Below are 17,786 nucleotides of genomic sequence, written 5' to 3'. Positions count from 1 at the left end.
CCGTTTCCATTCAATACGTGCGGCTTCCCTTGAACAGCGCATGCTGGCGCCGCGTCAGCGTCGTGCTGCGGCTCATGGCCTCGAAGCTGACGCTGGCGTGCGCATGCATGATGGCCAGGCCCAGCGCATCCGCCGCGTCCTTGCCCGGCACACCCGGCAGGTTCAACAGGCGCTGCACCATGGCCTGGATCTGGTCTTTGCTGGCATGGCCGTGGCCGACGATGGCCTTCTTCATCTGCAGCGCGGTGTACTCGCTGACGGGCAGGTCCGTGGACACCAGCGCGGTCAGCGCCGCGCCACGGGCCTGGCCCAGCAGCAGCGTGGACTGCGGGTTCACGTTGACGAAAACGATTTCCACCGCCGCGCATTGGGGCTGGTAGCGCGCCGACACCTCACGAATGCCATCGAACAGGATCTTCAGCCGCGCCGGCAGATCGCCCACCGCGACGCCGCTGGTCTTGATGGTGCCGCTGGCCACGTAGGCCAGCCGCGGACCGTCGGCGTCGATGACGCCAAAACCGGTCGTCTGCAGGCCCGGATCGATGCCGAGAATCCTCATGGCTGCCAATCACCGCTGGTGGTGACGGTAGCGAGGTTTCTGTGCAGGCTCATGAGCGCGCAGCGCTCGTGAAGTCGCGACAGCGACGGGCCGGAACTAAAACCGGTCGTCTGCAAACCCGGGTCGATGCCGAGAATCCTCATGGCAGCTTTCCACCCCTGCGGGCCGGGCCCCGGGCCGCTCCCGAGCCGGACCGCGCGAGGCGATGTGCTTGCCGGTCGATCCGGCGAGCATCGCCCTCCCCTCGGGGGATCGACTGGGCTGGCCCGCGTTCAGCGCGACCAGACTGGGCGAGGGGCTGCGTCATGTCATCACCGATACCCCAGCGGCAACTGGAAATACCAGCGCGCCGAGTGGAAGAACACCGGGGCCGCAAAACACAGCACGGCGATGCGGTCGAGCAGGCCCACGGCGCCGGTGATGGAGCTGCGGTTGCCCCAGTAGCGCACGCCGGCATCCTTCTTCAGCGCCTTCATGACGAGGCCACCGAAGCCGGCTGCGGCAGCCGTGACGAAGGCCATCGCCAGCGCCTGGCCGGCCTTGAACGGCGTGATCCAGTACAGCCCCAGGCCCGCGAGCGAGCCGGTTGCCGTGCCGATCCACCAGGCGCGCATCGAGAAGCTGCGGCTGATGCGGCGCACCACCGGGCGGCGGCGCATCGTGCGCGTGGCGATCTCCTGCGCGATCTGCGAGGCCGCCACCACCATGACCAGGAAGAACAGCAGGAAGGCGCCGCGCCCCGTGAAGCCCGGGAACTCCAGCAGCAGCAGCGCAGGCGCATGGGACAGGCCGTACACGCAGACCATCACACCCCACTGGATCTTGGCGTTGCGCTCGAGAAAGCGCGTCGGGTCGTCCGCCAGCGCGCTGACGATGGGCAGCACGAGGAAGCCGTAGACCGGCAGGAACACGGTGAAGAGGTCGAAGAAGCGGGTGCCGCAAATCATGTACTGCACGGGCAGCAGCACGAAGAAGGCGACGATGAGCGTGCGATGGTCGCTGCGCTGCGTCTGCATCAGCGTGATGAACTCGCGCAGCGCCAGGAACGAGAACAGCGCGAACAGCAGCGTCGCGCCCAGCGGACCCGAGATCCAGGCGACCCAGAACATGCTGCCGCCGATCCAGGCGGCCCGCAGGTCGCGCCGCACGCGCTCCCACGTCAGCTCGGAGGCGCGGCGCGCCTCTTCGTCCTCGCGCTCACGCAGCGAGTTCAGGAACAGCCCGGCCGTCAGCAGCATCAACAGGCCGAACAGCACGACGAACAACAGCGCCACCTGCTCGGAGGCGGCCAGCGATTTCAGCCAGCGCATCAGTCGGCCTCCAACAGACGGCCGACCTCGCTAGGGTCGGGCCTCTGCTCCATGACGGCCTCGCGCGCACGGCACAGGAAGTCAACCTTGCTCTCGTCCTCGCGCAACTGGATCGGCGCGCCGAACGTGACCGTGCACAGGATGGGCACCGGCACGACCTCGCCCTTGGGCATGACGCGCTGCACGTTGTCGATCCAGGTCGGGATGAGCTGCACGTGCGGGAACTGCTGGGCGAGGTGATAGATGCCGCTCTTGAACGGCATCGGGTTGCCCTTGCTGGAACGCGTGCCCTCCGGAAAGATCACCAGCGAGTCGCCGTTGGCGAGCGCCTCGACCAGCGGCTCCAGCGGGTCTTCCTCCGGGTTGGCGCGGGTACGGCTGACGTAGATGGCGTTGAACACCTCGGTCGTCAGCCAGCGCTTGAAGGGGCTCTTGGTCCAGTAGTCACGCGCGGCGATGGCCCGCGTCTGCGCCCGCAGTTCATGCGGGAAGGCGGCCCAGATCAGGACGAGGTCGAAATGACTCTGGTGGTTGGCGATGTAGATGCGCTGCTCGGCTTTTGGCGGGCAGCCCTTCCAGTGTCCCTGCGCGCCCGTGATGAGACGGGCGATGAAGGCGAGCAACTGGCCGGTGAAGGCGGCTGGCGTCATGGGGTGGATTATCGTGGGCTGCCCCGCCTCATCCGCCCCACCGTTCCGGGTTACCAGTCGTCGCTGCCGCCGCCACCGAAGTCACCACCGCCGGCGTCGCTGCTGCCACCGCCGCCCCAGCCATCGCCGCTGCCGAAGTCGATGTCACGCCGCGTGAGCTCGTCGGCCGCCCCCGTATCGCCCCCGCCACCGAAGGCGCCGGGCAGCAGGCCGCCCGCGTGGCTGCCGGCATCGGCGTTGGACGGCAGGCTGCCACGGTCGCCATGGTCGCCGCCGTGCAGCAGCCGCTCGGCCAGCATGCCGGCCGCCACACCGCCGGCCACACCCAGGCCCACGCCCAACATGCCCCGGCCGCCCGACGTGGGCTGCTGCGGCACGCCGTAGCCACCGGCGCCGTAACCGCCCGCGCCATAGCCGGCCGGCGCATAGCCGCCCTGCATGACGGGTTGCGCCTGTGCCGCCGTGCGACGGCGCATCCAGCTCGCCGCCATGGCGATGAAGGCGATGGCGCCCACGGCCAGCAGCCAGACGGGCACGCCGCCACCGCTGCTGCCGCCGCCGCTCACGGCAGCTGGCTCGGCGCGCGGCACGGGTGCGGCGCGAGGGGCCGGAGACGGTTCGAGCGGCGTCGGCGCCACGGGCTTGGCGGCCGACACCTGCTCACGCTGCAGCAACTGCTCGAACGCGTTGAACTTGGCCGCATCGGTGAACTTGATGGCGGGGTCCAGCGCCCGGGCGCGGCGCGTGTGCTCGGCCGCTTCGTCGAACTTGCGTTCGTGGGCCAGGATCTCGGCCAGCACGTAGTGGGCACGCGCGCTGTCGGGCCGGGCCGCCACGACCTCGCGCACCATCTTCTCGGCGCCAGCGTAATCGCCACTCTTGGCGGCGGCCTGCACCTGGTCAACCGTCGGCAGCGCATGGGCCACGCCCATCCACAGCGTGGACAGCAGCGCCAGGCAGACCAACAGGAATCGGGGGGACTTCATCTCGTTCTCCTCAAACCTTGCCCGCGCACGGGCGCGGTGACACGACAGAGTTTGCGCCCCTGAGTTGGCGGCGGCCTGTCAGGTTTCAAGGCTTTACGTGTAGGACGGCGACGCAGGCCAAGCAGCGGCTCACCCCGCGCGCATGATCTGCGCGGCCTTCTCACCGATCATCATGGCCGGCGCGTTGGTGTTGCCGCTCACCAGCGTGGGCATGATGGACGCATCCACCACGCGCAGCCCCTGCAGGCCGTGCACCCGGAGCTGGGCGTCCACCACGGCCATGTCGTCATGGCCCATCCGGCAGGTGCCTACCGGGTGGTAGATGGTGTCGGTGCGCGCGCGCAGCAGCGCCTCGATGTCGGCATCGCTGCCGGTCTCGGTGCTCCACAGCTCGCGCTGCCAATGGGCGCGCAGCGCCGGCTGTTGCAGCAACTGGCGGGTCAGCTTGAAGCCGTCCACCATCTGCGCCAGGTCGTCCGCGTGCTGGAAGAACGCAGGGTCGATCAACGGCGCCGCGCCTACATCGGGGCTGGCCAGTGTCAGCGTGCCGCGGCTCTTGGGCCGCAGCAGGCACATATGGCATGACAGCCCATGACCCCAGCGCAGCGTGCGGGCATGGTCTTCAACGCCGGCGACAACGAAGTGCAGTTGCACATCCGGCCGCGGCTGCGCGGCGCTGCTGCGCAGGAAGCCGCCGCCTTCGGCGAAGTTGCTGGTCAACGGACCACGGCGTTCGGCCCGGTAACGCCGCAGGGCCCGCCAGAACGCCCAGCCGCCACGCAGCGACAGGCCAAAGGCATGCGGGCTGCGCGTCTGCATGCCGAACACGAAGTCCGGGTGATCCTGCAGATTCGCGCCCACGCCGGGCAGGTGATGCAGCACGGGGATGCCCAGCCGCTGCAGCTCGGCGGCGTTCCCCACGCCGGACAGCATCAGCAACTGCGGCGACTGGATGGCACCGGCCGCCAGCACCACCTCGCGGCGCGCCTGCAGGCGGCGCAGGCGGCCCGCCACCTTCACTTCCACACCCACGGCGCGGCGGCCGTCGAACAACACGCGCTGCACCTGCGCCTGCACGGTCACGCGCAGGTTGGGCCGCTGCAGATGCGGCCGCAGATAGGCGCGCGCCGCGCTGCAGCGCTCTCCCCGGTCCTGCGTGACCTGGTAGATGCCGATGCCTTCCTGCGACGCGCCGTTGAAGTCGTCGGTGACGACATGGCCGGCCTCGCGCCCGGCGGCCAGCCAGGCGTCGTGCAGCGGGTTGTCGGTGCGCAGGCGGCTCACCTTGAGCGGGCCGTCACGGCCGTGCAGCGGCGCGCCGAAGCTGTCATTGCCCTCGCTCCTGACGAAGAACGGCAGCACGTCGGCCCAGCCCCAGCCGGCGTTGCCAAGGGCCGCCCACCCGTCGTAGTCCTCGGGCTGGCCGCGCGTGTAGACCATGGCATTGATGCCCGACGACCCGCCCAGCATGCGGCCGCGCGGCACATAGCCGCGGCGGCCGTTCAGGCCCGGCTGCGGCACGGTCTCGAAGGCGTAGTTGTGCAGATGGCTGGGCACCATCAGCACGGCGGCGGTGGGCACGCTACCCAGCCAGTTGTGCACGTCGGCGCCGGCCTCCAGCACCAGCACCTGGCAGCCGTCGTCTTCGCTCAGCCGGCCGGCCAGCGCCGAGCCGGACGAGCCGCCGCCGATGACGATGACGTCGTGCGCCTCGTCGAAGCGCGAGGTGTCGCCCATGGCGTCAGACGATCTTCTTCAGCAGGCCCAGCAGGCGCTCGAACGTGGCGCCGTAGGGCGGCTGGAACAGCTTCGTGCCCGCCCAGCGCGACTGGATGAACAGCGGCTTCTCCTTGCTGAAGGTGCGAAATCCCCATTCGCCGTGATAGGCGCCCATGCCGCTTGCGCCCACGCCGCCGAAGGGTTGCTCCTCCTGGCCCAGGTGCCACAGGCAGTCGTTGACGGTGACGCCGCCGGCGTGGGTCTGCTGCATGACCTGGTCGCGCGCCGCGCTGTCGCTGCCGAACCAGTACAGCGCCAGCGGCCGCTCGCCCGCGTTGATGTGGGCCAGCGCGTCGTCGACGCGGTCGTACGGCACCACCGGCAGCAGCGGGCCGAAGATCTCCTCCCGCATGACGGCAGCGTCGGCCGGCACGTCCAGCAGCAGCGCCGGCACCAGGCGGCGGTCGGCGGGCACCTCGTCGTGGCTGCGCAGAACGCGCGCACCGCGCGCCTGGGCATCGTCCAGCAGGCCCTGCAGCCGGGCCAGGTGGCGCGGCGCCGCGATGCTCGTGTAGTCGGCATTGCCGGCAATGCGCGGGTACATGCGGCGCATCTCGGCCAGGATGCGCTGCGCCAGCGGCTCCGCCATCTCGCGCGGCACCAGCAGGTAGTCGGGCGCCACACAGGTCTGCCCGGCGTTGAAGCACTTGCCGAAGGCCAGCCGAGACGCGGTGAGCGCCAGGTCGGCACTGCGGTCCACGATGGCCGGCGACTTGCCGCCCAACTCCAGCGTCACGGGTGTCAGGTTCCGGGCCGCCGCCTGCGCCACATGGCGGCCCACCGCCGTGGAGCCGGTGAAGAACAGATGGTCGAACGGCAATGCCGTGAAGGCCTTGCCGACATCGGCATCGCCGGTGACGACGTGCATCTCCTCGGGCTTGAAATGCTCGGCGACCAGCCGCGCCATCAGCTCGCTGGTGGCCGGCGTCAGCTCCGAGGGCTTGATCAGCACCCGGTTGCCGGCCGCCAGCGCGGCGACGGCGGGCGCCATGGCCAGGTAGTACGGGTAGTTCCAGGGCGCCACGACGCCGATCACGCCCAGCGGCTGACGCATCAGCACGTTGTGGCCGGGCAGGAAGTGCAGCGGCGTGGCCACGCGCCGGGTCTTCATCCAGCCGCGCAGATGCTTGATGGCATGGCGGGCGGCGGACTCGACGGTGAACAGGTCGGCCAGCAACGACTCCTGGCGCGCGCGGTGGCCGAAGTCCTGCGCCATGGCGGCGGCCAGCGCCTCGCCGTGGTCGCGCGTCATCTTCAGCAGCCGCGCCAGTCGGTCGCGGCGCACCTCGAGCGTCGGCATGCGCTCCGCCTCAAAGGCGCGGCGTTGCGTCGTCAGCGCCAGGTGCAGGCGTTCCTGCAGGGCGATGTCCATGGGCTCGTCTCCGGTTCTTGGTCGAATCGCAGAAGGCTAACCGCAAGTGCAGGCGCCGGCATGGGGGCCGGCCCTGGACTAGAGCATTGCGTCTAGTCGCGCAGGCGACAAAGATCTCGGCCGTCCTGGGTCACGTAGCTCTGCAAGACCAGCTGGTCTGGCCCGCGTTCAGCAGGCCAGACCGGACGAGGGGCGCATCAATGCCGGAAGTGGCGCACGCCCGTCAGCACCATCGCGATGCCGCGCTCGTTGGCGGCGGCAATCACTTCGTCGTCGCGCATCGAGCCACCCGGCTGGATGACGCAGCTGGCGCCGGCATCGGCCAGCACGTCCAGGCCATCACGGAACGGGAAGAAGGCGTCGCTGGCCACGGCCGAGCCGGTCAGCGTCAGGCCGGCGTGCTGGGCCTTGATGGACGCGATGCGGGCCGAGTCCAGGCGGCTCATCTGGCCGGCGCCGACGCCCAGCGTCATGCCGCCACCGCAGAAGACGATGGCGTTGCTCTTCACGTACTGGGCGACGGTCCAGGCGAACATCAGGTCGTCGAGCTGCTGCTCGGTGGGCTTGAGCGCCGTGACGACCTTGAGGTCTTCACGCTTCAGGAAGTGGTTGTCGGCCGTCTGCACCAGCAGGCCCGAGCCGACGCGCTTGACGTCCTGCGCGTTGCGCCCCTGGTCCCAGGGGCGGGCACCACCCGCCGGCAGCGCGATCTGCAGCAGGCGCACGTTGACCTTGCTCTTGAAGACCTCCAGCGCTTCGGCGCTGAACGACGGCGCCATCAGCACTTCGACGAACTGCTTGCTGACCAACTGAGCGGCCGCGCCATCCACCTCGCGGTTGAAGGCGATGATGCCGCCAAAGGCGCTCGTCGGGTCGGTCTTGAAGGCCTTGCTGTAGGCCTCGGCCGGATTCACGCCCACGGCCACGCCGCAGGGGTTGGCATGCTTGACGATGACACAGGCGGGCACGTCAAAGCTCTTCACGCATTCCCAGGCCGCATCGGCGTCGGCGATGTTGTTGTACGACAGCTCCTTGCCCTGCAGTTGCTTGCCCGTGACCAGCGAACCAGGCGCCGGGAACAGGTCGCGGTAGAGCGCGGCGGTCTGGTGCGAGTTCTCGCCGTAGCGCAGGTCTTGCACCTTCACGAAGGTCGAGTTCATCTGCGCGGGGTATTCGGCCTTGCTGCCGTCCTCGTTCAGCGTCGACAGGTAGTTGCTGATGGCGGCGTCGTACTGCGCGATGCGGTTGAACGCGGCGACGGAACACGCGAAGCGGGTCTTGTCGCTGGTCTTGCCTTGGGTCTGCAGTTCGTCGAGCACGGCGGCGTACTGGGCCGCGTCGGTCAGCACCGTCACGTCACCCCAGTTCTTGGCCGCGCTGCGCACCATGGCCGGGCCGCCGATGTCGATGTTCTCGATGGCGTCTTCCAGCGTGCAACCGGGCTTGGCCACCGTTGCCTCGAACGGGTAGAGGTTGACGGCCAGGATGTCGATGCGCGTGATGCCGTGTTGGTTCATCGCTGCCACATGCTCGGGCAGGTCGCTGCGCGCCAGCAGGCCACCGTGGATCTTGGGGTGCAGCGTCTTCACGCGGCCGTCCATCATTTCTGGGAAGCCGGTGTGCTCGGCCACCTCGGTGACGGGCAGGCCGTTGTCGGCCAGCAGCTTGGCCGTGCCCCCGGTGGACAGCAGCTTGGCGCCCAGCGCGTGCAGGCCGCGAGCGAATTCGAGGATGCCGGTCTTGTCGGAGACGGAGAGGAGTGCGGTGAGTTGGGTCATGGTGTGGGCAAGGCGAAATAGTCTTGAATAGGGGCTCGGCGACGCGCGGTTCAGAACGATTTCACGGGACAGCCGAGGTGGCGTGCCAAGGTGGCCGCCGCGATGGACGCGTCGACGTCGATGGTGCTGCTGCCGACCTCCAGGCGCCCGCGCAGCCGGGTGATGAGGCTGACGCGCCAGAACGTGCCGCGGTCCTCGTCATGGAAGTACTCGACCTCCACCGAGCCGAACTGGGCGAACGGCAGCCGGCCGGCCGAGCCGACATCGGCGATGCGGCGCTCAAGGTTCAACACCACCCGGCGGCGGTCGCCCTGAATGACGCACAGCTGCTCGTTCTGCTCGACCACCTCCAGCCGCGCGCTGAGCCGACGCAGGACGCCGAAGCTGTCTTCAAGGAACTCACTGAAGGACGCGAGCAGGCCCATAGGTTTTCCGTGCAGGTCAGAGCAAGCCGTGGTCGTCGAGCTTGCGACGCAACGTGTTGCGGTTGATGCCCAGCCATTGCGCGGCCTTGCTTTGGTTGCCGCCGGCTTCGCGCATGACGATCTCGAACAGCGGCTTCTCGACCAGCTTGACGAGCATCTCGTGCATCGAGTGGGGCTCCTGGCCGTCGAGGTCACGGAAGAAGGCTTCGAGGTTGTCGCGCACGCAGGCGTCGATGGGATTGGGCGGGGGGGTCTTCTGGGCGCTCATATCAAATCTCTATTCACTGTCGGGCCGAGCGCTGGGCCGCTCCCAATCTGGCGGGCAGCGCTGGGCAAGGGGATGCGCCATGTCAGGCGGCGCAGGCTTCTTCGGCCGGCGTCTCTTCGTCGTTGGCGGCCGCGGCGGGCGGCAGCCGGTCGTGCGTCTGGCCGAGTTCGTCGAACCAGTCGCGGAGCGCCTGCACCTGCTCGTCGCAGCGCTCCAGGGTGTTCATGTGCTGGCGGAAGGCTTCGCCGCCAGGCAGGCCGCGCACGGCCCAGCCGATGTGCTTGCGGGCGCTGCGCACACCGCTGAGCTCGCCGTACAGGCCGTAGTGGTCATGCAGATGTTCGGTCAGCACATCGCGCGCCTCGGTGATGGTCGGTGCCGCCAGGTGTTCTCCCGTCGCCAAAAAATGGGCCACTTCACGAAAGATCCAGGGCCGCCCCTGCGCGGCGCGGCCGATCATCAAGGCGTCGGCCTGGGTGTAGGCCAGCACATCGCGCGCCTTCTCGGGCGAGTCGATGTCGCCGTTGGCGACGACGGGAATGCCCAGCGCCGCCTTCACGGCCGCGATGGTGTCGTACTCCGCAAAGCCCTTGTAGCCCTGCTCGCGCGTGCGGCCGTGGATGGTGAGCATGGCAATGCCCGCCGCCTCGAACTGGCGCGCCAGGCGCAGCGCATTGCGCTCCTCCAGGCTCCAGCCGGTGCGCATCTTCAGCGTCACGGGCACGCCGCGCGGCGCCCCCACCGCAACGACGGCGTCGACAATCTCCAGCGCCAACGCCTCGTTGCGCATCAGCGCCGAGCCGGCCCACTTGTTGCAGACCTTCTTGGCCGGGCAGCCCATGTTGATGTCGATGATCTGCGCGCCGCGGTCGATGTTGTAGGCCGCAGCCTCGGCCATCATGGCCGCATCCGTGCCGGCGATCTGCACCGCGATGGGGCCAGGCTCGCCCGCGTGGTCGGCCCGTCGGGACGTCTTGAGGCTGCCCCAGAGCTCGCGGCGCGACGTGACCATCTCGCTGACTGCGTAGCCCGCACCCAGCCGCCGGCACAACTGGCGGAACGGCCTGTCGGTCACCCCGGCCATCGGCGCCACGAAGAGCCGGTTGGGGAGGAGGTGGGGGCCGAGTTGCACGCGTGTCTGCTCAAAAAAGAGGCGGGATTGTAGCGAGCCGGCCGCCGTGACAATCACCCCATGGAAGTTTGGCTTGGTCAATTCGTTCACGACCTGCTGGCCGCCCTCGCCTTGCCGCAGGTCGGGCTGGTCGCGATCTTCGTCGTCACCTTCGTTTCCGCAACGCTGCTGCCACTGGGCTCGGAGCCTGCGGTGTTCCTGGTCGTCAAGGCCGACCCGGCCATGTTCTGGCCCGCCATCCTCGTGGCAACCGCCGGCAACACGCTCGGCGGCATGGTCAGCTGGTGGATGGGCTATGGCGCAGAAAAAGCCGTGGAAGCCGTCCGCCACCAGGAGCCCCGACACTCGCGAGCCGTCCAGTGGCTTCAGCGCTTCGGCCCCAAGGCCTGCCTGTTGAGCTGGCTGCCCATCGTTGGCGACCCGCTGTGCGCCGTTGCCGGCTGGCTCAAGCTACCGTTCTGGCCCTGCGTGGGCTACATGGCGGTCGGCAAGTTCCTGCGCTTCGTCTTCTACACCGCCGCGCTGCTGTGGCTCGTTCCTGAAAGTTGGCTGTCATGACCTCTGCTTACCAAGACCTCGCCACTCGCCAGTTGCGCCACTACCGCCTGGCGCACCTGCAGTCCATCGCCCAATGGGACCAGGCCGCCAACATGCCCGCCAACGGCAATGAGGCCCGCAGCCTGGCGCTGGCCGAGATGGACGGCCTGCTGCATCAGCTGGCCACCGACCCGGCCCTCGCCGGGTTGCTGGACGCCGCCGCCGCCGAACCGCTGAACGAAGAACAGCGCGCCAATCTGCGCGAGATCCGGCGAGCCTGGCGCGCCGCCAATGCGCTGCCGCAAGCGCTCGTGGAAGCCAAGAGCCTGGCCAACAACCGCTGCGAACACGCCTGGCGCACACAGCGTCCGGCCAACGACTGGGCCGGTTTCGCGCCCAACCTGCGCGACGTGCTGAAGATCGCGCGCGAGGAGGCCGAGCTGCTGTCTCAGAGCGCGGGGCTGAGCAAGTACGACGCGCTGCTGGACCAGTACGAGCCCGGCATGCGCTCGGCCGACGTGCAACAGGCCTTCGCCCCCTTGCGCCAATGGCTGCCGGGGCTGATCCGCGACGTGACGACGAAGCAGGCCAGCGAGGCGGTCATCGAGCCCGTCGGCCCCTTCCCCACCGCCGCGCAGAAGGCACTGGGCCTGGACGCGATGCGGCTGATGCGCTTTGACTTCGCGGCAGGCCGCCTCGACGAGAGCACCCATCCGTTCTGCGGCGGTGTGCCCGAAGACGTGCGCATGACCACGCGCTACCGCGAGGACAATTTCCTGCCGGCGCTGATGGGCGTCATCCATGAGACCGGGCATGGCCGCTACGAGCAGGGCCTGCCGCGCGAACTGCTCGGCCAGCCCATCGCACGCGCGCGTTCGATGGGCATCCACGAAAGCCAGAGCCTGTCGTTCGAGATGCAGCTGGGCAGCCACCCCGCCTTCGCCGGCCTGCTGGCGCCGCTGCTCGTGAAGCATTTCGGCGACCAGCCCGCCTTCGAGCCCGGCAACCTGCACAAGCTGCTGACGCGCGTGCAACCCGGCTACATCCGCGTGGATGCCGACGAGGTGACCTACCCCGCCCACATCCTGCTGCGCTTCGACATCGAACGTGCCTTGATCGAGGGCGACGCCGAGGTCGACGACATTCCGGCACTGTGGGACGCCAAGATGGCCGAGTTGCTGGGACTGGACACGCGCGGCAACTTCAAGGACGGGCCGATGCAGGACGTGCACTGGCCCGCCGGCCTGTTCGGCTACTTCCCCTGCTACACGCTGGGGGCCATGTACGCGGCGCAATGGTTCGCGACGATGCGCGCCCAGCGGCCCGACCTGGACGCCCGCATCGCGCGCGGCGAACTGGCCGGCGTGTTCGACTGGCTGCAAACCCACGTCTGGCAGGAAGCCAGCCGTTGGGAGACACCGGAGCTGGTGCGCCGCGCGAGTGGCGAGGCGCTGAACCCGGCGCACTTCGAAGCGCACCTGCGCAAGCGTTACCTGGGCGCCTGACGCGCTGACACGGCGCCGTCGACCGCAGCCATTTGAGCCGGCCACACGGCGGCGGGCGAACAAAAAAATAGGGCCGCTCCTGCGGGAGCGGCCCAAGTTCGGTCGAACGGACTTGTGCAGTCCATCGCGCTTCCCCGGCCCCCCGGCCATCTCCGCGCGCGGCGCCCGATGCCTTGCTTTTCGACGGGCTGGGCTGTCACTCTTCAGCGATCAACCGTGCCGCCATTCTGCGCACAGCCGGGCCGATCGGCATCCCCGTGAGCCCAGGGTTACCGGCCCTTGGCGTGAACGGCTTCACAGCAACAGCGCCAATCGTTCGAGGATCAGCACGCCGAAGAACGCCAAGCCGGCGATCAGCGTCCATTTGACGATGACGATGCCCAGTTGGCGCCAGCGCCGCTGCCCGGTGGCGATGGACAGCGCAAAGCAGAGCACGGCGGAAAACAGCAGCAGGCCGATAACGAGACGGGCGATCAGCATCGCGGCTCGCTCACCAGGCCGGTGCCAGCTCAGCGAAGCCCTTGGGAGCCGCCTTGGCATCGTCGAAGGTGACGATCTCGAAGGCATCCTCGTCGGCCAGCAGCGCGCGCAGCAGCTTGTTGTTCAGCGCGTGACCGCCCTTGAACGAGGTGTAAGCAGCCAGCAGCGGCATGCCCGCGACCTGCATGTCGCCGATCGCGTCGAGGATCTTGTGCTTCACGAACTCGTCGTCGTAGCGCAGGCCGTCGGCGTTCAGCACGCGGTAGTCGTCCACGACGATGGCGTTGTCCATCGAACCGCCGAGCGTGAGGCCGCGCGAGCGCATCAGGTCGATGTCGGCCGTCATGCCGAAGGTGCGCGCGCGGGCGATCTCTTTCTTGTAGAGCCCGGAGCCCATGTCGAACACGAACTGGCTGCCGGTGGCCGCGACCGCCGGGTTGTCGAACTCGATCTCGAAGCTCAGCGTGTAGCCGTGGTGCGGCTCCAGCCGCGCCCACATCAGCTTCTTGCCCTCGCCCTGCCGCACTTCGATGGGCTTCTTGACCTTCAGGAAACGCTTGGGCGCATCCTGCATCGCGATGCCGGCCGACTGCAGCAGGAAGACGAAGCTGGCGGCCGAGCCGTCGAGCACGGGCACCTCGTCGGCGTTGATGTCCACGTACAGGTTGTCCAGCCCCAGGCCGGCGCAGGCCGACAGCAGATGCTCGATGGTCTGCACCTTCGGCGCACCGGGGTCGCCCGCCGGGCTGATGGTCGTCGCCATGCGCGTGTCGCTGACAGACATCACGCCCACGGGAATGTCCACCGGCGGGCACAGGTCCACACGGCGGAAGACGATGCCGGTGTCGATGGGCGCCGGGCGCAGGGTCAGTTCGACTTTTTGTCCGCTGTGGATGCCCACGCCGACGGCGCGCGTGATCGACTTGAGGGTGCGTTGCTTGACCATGGGGCGATTGTCGAGGATGGTGTTTAGGCCTTGCGCTCGACGGGCAATCGCAACGTCAGCCGTGTACCCATGCCGGGTGCGGAGTCGATGCGCAGCTTGCCGCCCAGGCGCTGGGCCCGCTTGATCTGGCTCTTGAGGCCGCGGCCGTGCTGGACGGACTGCAGGTCGAAGCCGGCACCGTCGTCCTCGACGCGGATCTCCACATAGCTGCCGTGATGCCGCGTGACCAGCCGCACGCGGCTGGCGCGCGCATGCTTGAGCACGTTGTTGAGCGCTTCCTGCATCAGGCGCAGCACGTGCAACGCGTCGGGCGGCTCCAGCCAGTCCAGCGGGGGCAGGTCTTGCACGTCCCAGTCGAGCTTGAGGCCGCCGGTCTGCAGCCGCTTGCCCAAGCGGTAGCGCATCGTGGCGAGCAGCGACACCAGGTCGTGCCCCACGGGCTCCAGCGAGTCGATGACCAGGCGCAAGTCGTCCACGCATTCGCGCAGCACTTCCACAACCTTTTCATGGGCCATGTTGCCCTGCTCCACCGCCACCAGCGCCGACAGCAGCGAGGAGCCCAACCCGTCGTGCATGTCGGCCATGATGCGCTGGCGCTCCAGCAGCAGCGCCTGCTGGCGCTCGGCCTCGCGCAGCTGCGCGTTCTGCACCTGCAGCACCGAGATCTGCTCGTCCAGGTCTTCCTGCAGCTGGCTGTTTTGCGCCTGCACCTGCGCCACGGTGACGACGTAGCGGCACTGGATGGCGTGCAGGAAGCTCAGCATCACCGCCAGCGTCGCGAACGGCATCACGAAGAAGTGCTCGGGCCAGGCCCAGCCTGCGAGCACGGCGAGGTCATGCACGCCCAGCCCCACACCCAGCACGAGGGCCAGCGCCATCAGGCTCAGCTCGCTGCGCCGCTCGCGCCAGGCCAGCCAGCACACCCAGCCGACGCCGCCGGCCGCGATGGCCGCCGTGACGGCGTACTGCAACACCACCATGTCGACCTGGCGCAGCCACATCGGCATGCTGACCAGGCTGATCAGCCCCACGCTCGTGGTCAGCACCCGCTCCACCCACGGCCAGCGCCGCTCGGTGAAGCGCAGCGTGAACAGCAGCGCGGTCAGCATGACCCAGCCGAGCGACGCATGCGTGGCCCACCAGAACCAGTCCTGGGCCAACGGCGCCACCGGCAGGCTGACGTAGTAGTGCAGGTTGCGCACCATCCAGGCCAGGGCGCCGAGCGCGAACAGCGCGTAGATCGCCTCGCCGGGGCGGCGCAGCCACAACGTCAACGAGAACAGGCCCAACACCGCCAGCGTGAAGCTGACGGCCTGCGGCAGGTCGCTCTGCATGCGCTCGCGCCACAGCCAGCGCCGCTCGAGCTGGTCGCGCGGCCCCACCCAGATGCGCGAGACGGCGTGATAGCTGCCCGCCGGCACCGGCGCGGCGACGATGAGATCCATGCCCGTCTCTGACCGGCCCGGCAGCGACAGCCACAGTGGCTCCACCCATTGCCGACGTTCCACGTGCTGGTTGTCTAGCAGCAACTGCCAACCCTGAGGTGTGCGCACCAGCACCGCTGCGGACAGCGTCACGAGGCGCGGCACGTACAGCGCCATGACGGCGTCGTCCGCCGGCACGTGGACGCGGTACCAGCGCATCTCGAAGCTGCCCGCATCGCTGACGACCGAGGCGCCGGGACGTTCGCGCACATCCGGCAGCATGACCGGCTGCCAGTCGCTGTCGGTCTCCGGGGGCAGCAACTCGGCCGGCACATCCAGCGACGCGCCGCCCGCCACGGTGTGCCGGCGCAAGGTGTCCCACCACGTCTCCAACTGCGCGCGGGTCCAGGTCGAGGTGGCCAGCATCGCAGGGGCGGCATCATCAGCGCCCGCCGCGCTTGGCTGCGGCAGCCGCTGCGCCTGTGCCTGTGCCACCAGGCTGGCGCCCAGCAGCACCCAACCCAGGCACCACAAGGCCCCCGCCCGCAACCGGCCAGGTTTTCCGCGCATCAACATGGGGCGCGAGCATGCCACAGCCCCCCCGGTCTGCGCCGACCGCCGAAGCGGTCAGAACGACCTTTCAGCCGCCGACAGGCAGAAGCTGGCGCGCTGCGTCGCGCAACTCGCGGGACAACGGGTCATCGCCCACCGCACGTGACAGCACCAGCGCTCCCACCAGCGTCGACAGCATCCCCAGGGCCTGCGCGCGCTGATGCTCGGCGTCCGCGGCAGGCATCTGCGGCTCCAGCTCGGCGACGATGCCGCGCACCCCTTGCGCGAAGGCCGCCTGCACGGCGGGGCCGCTGCGGGCTGCATCGCCCGCGAGTGCCGCGAGCCCGCAGCCCTGGCCACGCCCGTCCCGATGCGCATCCGACAGATAGGCGGCCACCCAATCACCCAGGCTCCGGTCGGGGCGCGCCTGCCAGGCCTCCCGATGGCTCGCCAGCGCCTGGCGGCTGGCCTGCGCGGCCAGATCTTCCTTGGACTCGAAGTGACCGTAAAAGCCACCGCGCGTCAGCCCGGCAGCCTGCATGAGGTCGTTCAGCCCAATGCCGTCGAAGCCACGCTCCCGGAAGAGACGGCCGGCGTTGTCGAGGATGCGTTCACGGTTGGCTTCGGCCTGTTCGCGGGTGACCTTCATGGTGCGCTCCAACAAGGGACTTGACGAATTTTATATGTTGACCGACATTTATCTCAATCATGTCAGTCGACATGAAAAGGAGAGCACCATGCAGTTGCGCAATGCCGTCGTCTTCATCAGCGGGGCCAATCGCGGCCTCGGCCTGGCTTTCGCCCGGGCCGCCCTCGCGGCCGGCGCGGCCAAGGTCTATGCCGCCGCGCGCGACCCCGCCAGCGTCACGCTGCCGGGCGTCGTCCCCGTCGCGCTGGACGTCACCGACGCCGCGCAGGTCGCCGAAGCGGCGGCACGCTGCGGCGATGTGACCTTGCTCGTCAACAACGCCGGCATCTCGCTGAACGCGCCGGTGCTCGGCGCCGACGCGATCGCGGCCGCGCGCCGCAGCTTCGACACCAACGTCTTCGGCCTGTGGCAGCTCAGCCAGGCCTTCGCACCCGTGCTCCGCGCCAACGGCGGCGGTGCGGTGCTGAATGTACTGTCTGCGCTGACCTGGGTGTCCTTGCCCGGCACGGCCGGCTACAGCGCCAGCAAGGCGGCGGCCTGGGCCGTGAGCAACGCCTTGCGCGGCGAATTGCGCGAGCAGGGCACCCAGGTGACCAGCCTGCACGTGGGCTACATGGACACGGACATGACGCGCGGCATCGACGCCCCCAAGACCTCGCCCGACGCGGTCGCCCAGGCCGCGCTGGCCGCCGTGCAGGAGGGCGCCGCCGAAGTGCTGGCCGACGACATCAGCCGGCAGGTCAAGGCCAGCCTGTCGAGCGCCACGCCGGCCTATGTGCGCTGACGAGCGACGCCGTGGACGCCGCCCTACCCCCGCCCACGTCGGCCGACCATCGGCTGGCCGCCGCACGCCACGCGTTCTCGACGCCTGAGCGAGTCCCGATGACCCCGCACGAGGAGGCTGCGCTGGCCGGCGCCGCCGAACCGCCGCTGCGACACGAAGGCCTGAAGCTGGCCCGCTGGACGCTCGGCACCGGCCCGCGCGTGCTGCTGGTCCACGGCTGGAACAGCCGCGGCGCGCATCTGCTCGACATCGCCCAGGCGCTGGTGGAGGCCGGCTTTTCCGCCACGCTGTTCGACTTGCCCGCCCACGGCGATTCGGGCGGCCAGGCCGCCAGCGTGGTGCATGCGGCGCGGGCGTTGCGGGCCATGGCGGCGGACTGCGGCCCCGTGCATGGCGTCGTCGGCCATTCGATGGGCTCTGCGGCAGCCCTGCTGGCCTTCGCCGACGGCCTGCAGGTCGCACGCAGCGCGCACCTGGCCGGTCCTTCGTCGCTGACGCCCATGATCAAGTGGCAGGCCGACATCCCGAGTTCGACACCAACCGCCGTAAGTGCCTGATCCGTATAGGCTGGCCCTTCGGAATTGCCACTACAGCAGGGTCAGTTGGGTGTCGATGGTCGGTTTCTTGATGCGAAGTGCGGCCAGGGCTTG

18 protein-coding genes are annotated in these 17,786 nt (G+C 69.1%); 4 read left to right on the top strand and 14 right to left on the bottom strand.

Features of this window, described 5'->3' with window-relative positions; all coding sequences use genetic code 11:
* Positions 1-10: 10 nt before the first annotated feature.
* The 10 genes from ruvC to dusB all read right to left on the bottom strand — a co-directional run bounded on the left by ruvC (position 11) and on the right by dusB (position 10,259).
* The gene (ruvC, locus tag ACG00X_RS00090; RefSeq protein ID WP_394485733.1) at positions 11-559 is read right to left on the bottom strand and encodes a crossover junction endodeoxyribonuclease RuvC; all 549 of its coding nucleotides are present in this window, start codon (positions 557-559) and stop codon (positions 11-13) included.
* Between the two features lie 311 nt (positions 560-870).
* Complete coding sequence (locus ACG00X_RS00085) at positions 871-1,869, bottom strand: phosphatidate cytidylyltransferase (RefSeq protein ID WP_394485732.1); 999 nt, start codon at positions 1,867-1,869, stop codon at positions 871-873.
* Positions 1,869-2,519, bottom strand: coding sequence for a lysophospholipid acyltransferase family protein (locus ACG00X_RS00080; RefSeq protein ID WP_394485730.1), 651 nt, complete (start codon positions 2,517-2,519; stop codon positions 1,869-1,871). The genes ACG00X_RS00085 and ACG00X_RS00080 overlap by 1 nt, the downstream gene beginning before the upstream one ends.
* A 50-nt stretch (positions 2,520-2,569) precedes the next feature.
* Positions 2,570-3,505 carry a tetratricopeptide repeat protein gene (locus ACG00X_RS00075; RefSeq protein WP_394485728.1) on the bottom strand — a complete coding sequence of 312 codons (936 nt, stop codon included), beginning with the start codon at positions 3,503-3,505 and terminating at the stop codon, positions 2,570-2,572.
* A gap of 129 nt (positions 3,506-3,634) precedes the next feature.
* Positions 3,635-5,242 (bottom strand): GMC family oxidoreductase, encoded by a 1,608-nt coding sequence (locus tag ACG00X_RS00070; protein WP_394485726.1) that lies wholly within the window; start codon positions 5,240-5,242, stop codon positions 3,635-3,637.
* A 4-nt stretch (positions 5,243-5,246) separates the two neighbouring features.
* On the bottom strand, positions 5,247-6,656 hold the full coding sequence (locus tag ACG00X_RS00065) for a coniferyl aldehyde dehydrogenase (protein WP_394485725.1): 1,410 nt from the start codon (positions 6,654-6,656) through the stop codon (positions 5,247-5,249).
* A gap of 197 nt (positions 6,657-6,853) precedes the next feature.
* Positions 6,854-8,434, bottom strand: coding sequence for a bifunctional phosphoribosylaminoimidazolecarboxamide formyltransferase/IMP cyclohydrolase (purH, locus tag ACG00X_RS00060; protein ID WP_394485724.1), 1,581 nt, complete (start codon positions 8,432-8,434; stop codon positions 6,854-6,856).
* 50 nt (positions 8,435-8,484) lie between these two features.
* Complete coding sequence (locus ACG00X_RS00055; protein WP_394485722.1) at positions 8,485-8,859, bottom strand: hypothetical protein; 375 nt, start codon at positions 8,857-8,859, stop codon at positions 8,485-8,487.
* A 16-nt stretch (positions 8,860-8,875) separates the two neighbouring features.
* Complete coding sequence (locus tag ACG00X_RS00050; protein ID WP_394485720.1) at positions 8,876-9,127, bottom strand: helix-turn-helix domain-containing protein; 252 nt, start codon at positions 9,125-9,127, stop codon at positions 8,876-8,878.
* Between the two features lie 82 nt (positions 9,128-9,209).
* Positions 9,210-10,259: a tRNA dihydrouridine synthase DusB gene (gene dusB, locus ACG00X_RS00045; protein ID WP_394485719.1), complete on the bottom strand. Its 1,050-nt coding sequence runs from the start codon at positions 10,257-10,259 to the stop codon at positions 9,210-9,212.
* 60 nt (positions 10,260-10,319) lie between these two features.
* Here dusB and ACG00X_RS00040 point away from each other — a divergent pair, with 60 nt between their 5' ends.
* On the top strand, positions 10,320-10,817 hold the full coding sequence (locus tag ACG00X_RS00040) for a YqaA family protein (protein WP_394485717.1): 498 nt from the start codon (positions 10,320-10,322) through the stop codon (positions 10,815-10,817).
* Complete coding sequence (locus ACG00X_RS00035) at positions 10,814-12,301, top strand: carboxypeptidase M32 (protein WP_394485715.1); 1,488 nt, start codon at positions 10,814-10,816, stop codon at positions 12,299-12,301. Before ACG00X_RS00040 ends, ACG00X_RS00035 begins: the two co-directional genes overlap by 4 nt.
* 294 nt (positions 12,302-12,595) lie before the next feature.
* On the opposite strand, the gene ACG00X_RS00030 is transcribed toward ACG00X_RS00035, so the two are convergent.
* The 4 genes from ACG00X_RS00030 to ACG00X_RS00015 form a co-directional block, all read right to left on the bottom strand.
* Positions 12,596-12,781, bottom strand: coding sequence for a hypothetical protein (locus tag ACG00X_RS00030; protein WP_394485713.1), 186 nt, complete (start codon positions 12,779-12,781; stop codon positions 12,596-12,598).
* A 10-nt stretch (positions 12,782-12,791) separates the two neighbouring features.
* A complete protein-coding gene (gene lpxC / locus ACG00X_RS00025; RefSeq protein ID WP_394485712.1) occupies positions 12,792-13,727 on the bottom strand; it encodes a UDP-3-O-acyl-N-acetylglucosamine deacetylase in 936 nt (311 codons plus the stop codon).
* Between the two features lie 23 nt (positions 13,728-13,750).
* Positions 13,751-15,727: a sensor histidine kinase gene (locus tag ACG00X_RS00020; RefSeq protein ID WP_394485710.1), complete on the bottom strand. Its 1,977-nt coding sequence runs from the start codon at positions 15,725-15,727 to the stop codon at positions 13,751-13,753.
* A gap of 64 nt (positions 15,728-15,791) precedes the next feature.
* Entirely contained in the window at positions 15,792-16,352 is a 561-nt protein-coding gene (locus ACG00X_RS00015) for a TetR/AcrR family transcriptional regulator (protein WP_394485709.1), read from the bottom strand.
* A gap of 88 nt (positions 16,353-16,440) precedes the next feature.
* On the opposite strand from ACG00X_RS00015, the gene ACG00X_RS00010 reads away from it, so the two are divergent.
* Complete coding sequence (locus tag ACG00X_RS00010) at positions 16,441-17,136, top strand: SDR family oxidoreductase (RefSeq protein ID WP_394485707.1); 696 nt, start codon at positions 16,441-16,443, stop codon at positions 17,134-17,136.
* An 11-nt stretch (positions 17,137-17,147) separates the two neighbouring features.
* Positions 17,148-17,693: an alpha/beta hydrolase gene (locus ACG00X_RS00005; protein ID WP_394485705.1), complete on the top strand. Its 546-nt coding sequence runs from the start codon at positions 17,148-17,150 to the stop codon at positions 17,691-17,693.
* Positions 17,694-17,786 lie beyond the last annotated feature (93 nt).

It is taken from the genome of Pelomonas nitida (genome assembly GCF_043555975.1).
GTDB lineage: Bacteria > Pseudomonadota > Gammaproteobacteria > Burkholderiales > Burkholderiaceae_C > Pelomonas > Pelomonas nitida.
Note: the sequence above shows the minus strand (reverse complement) of the source record. Positions and strands in the feature narration are given on the sequence as shown.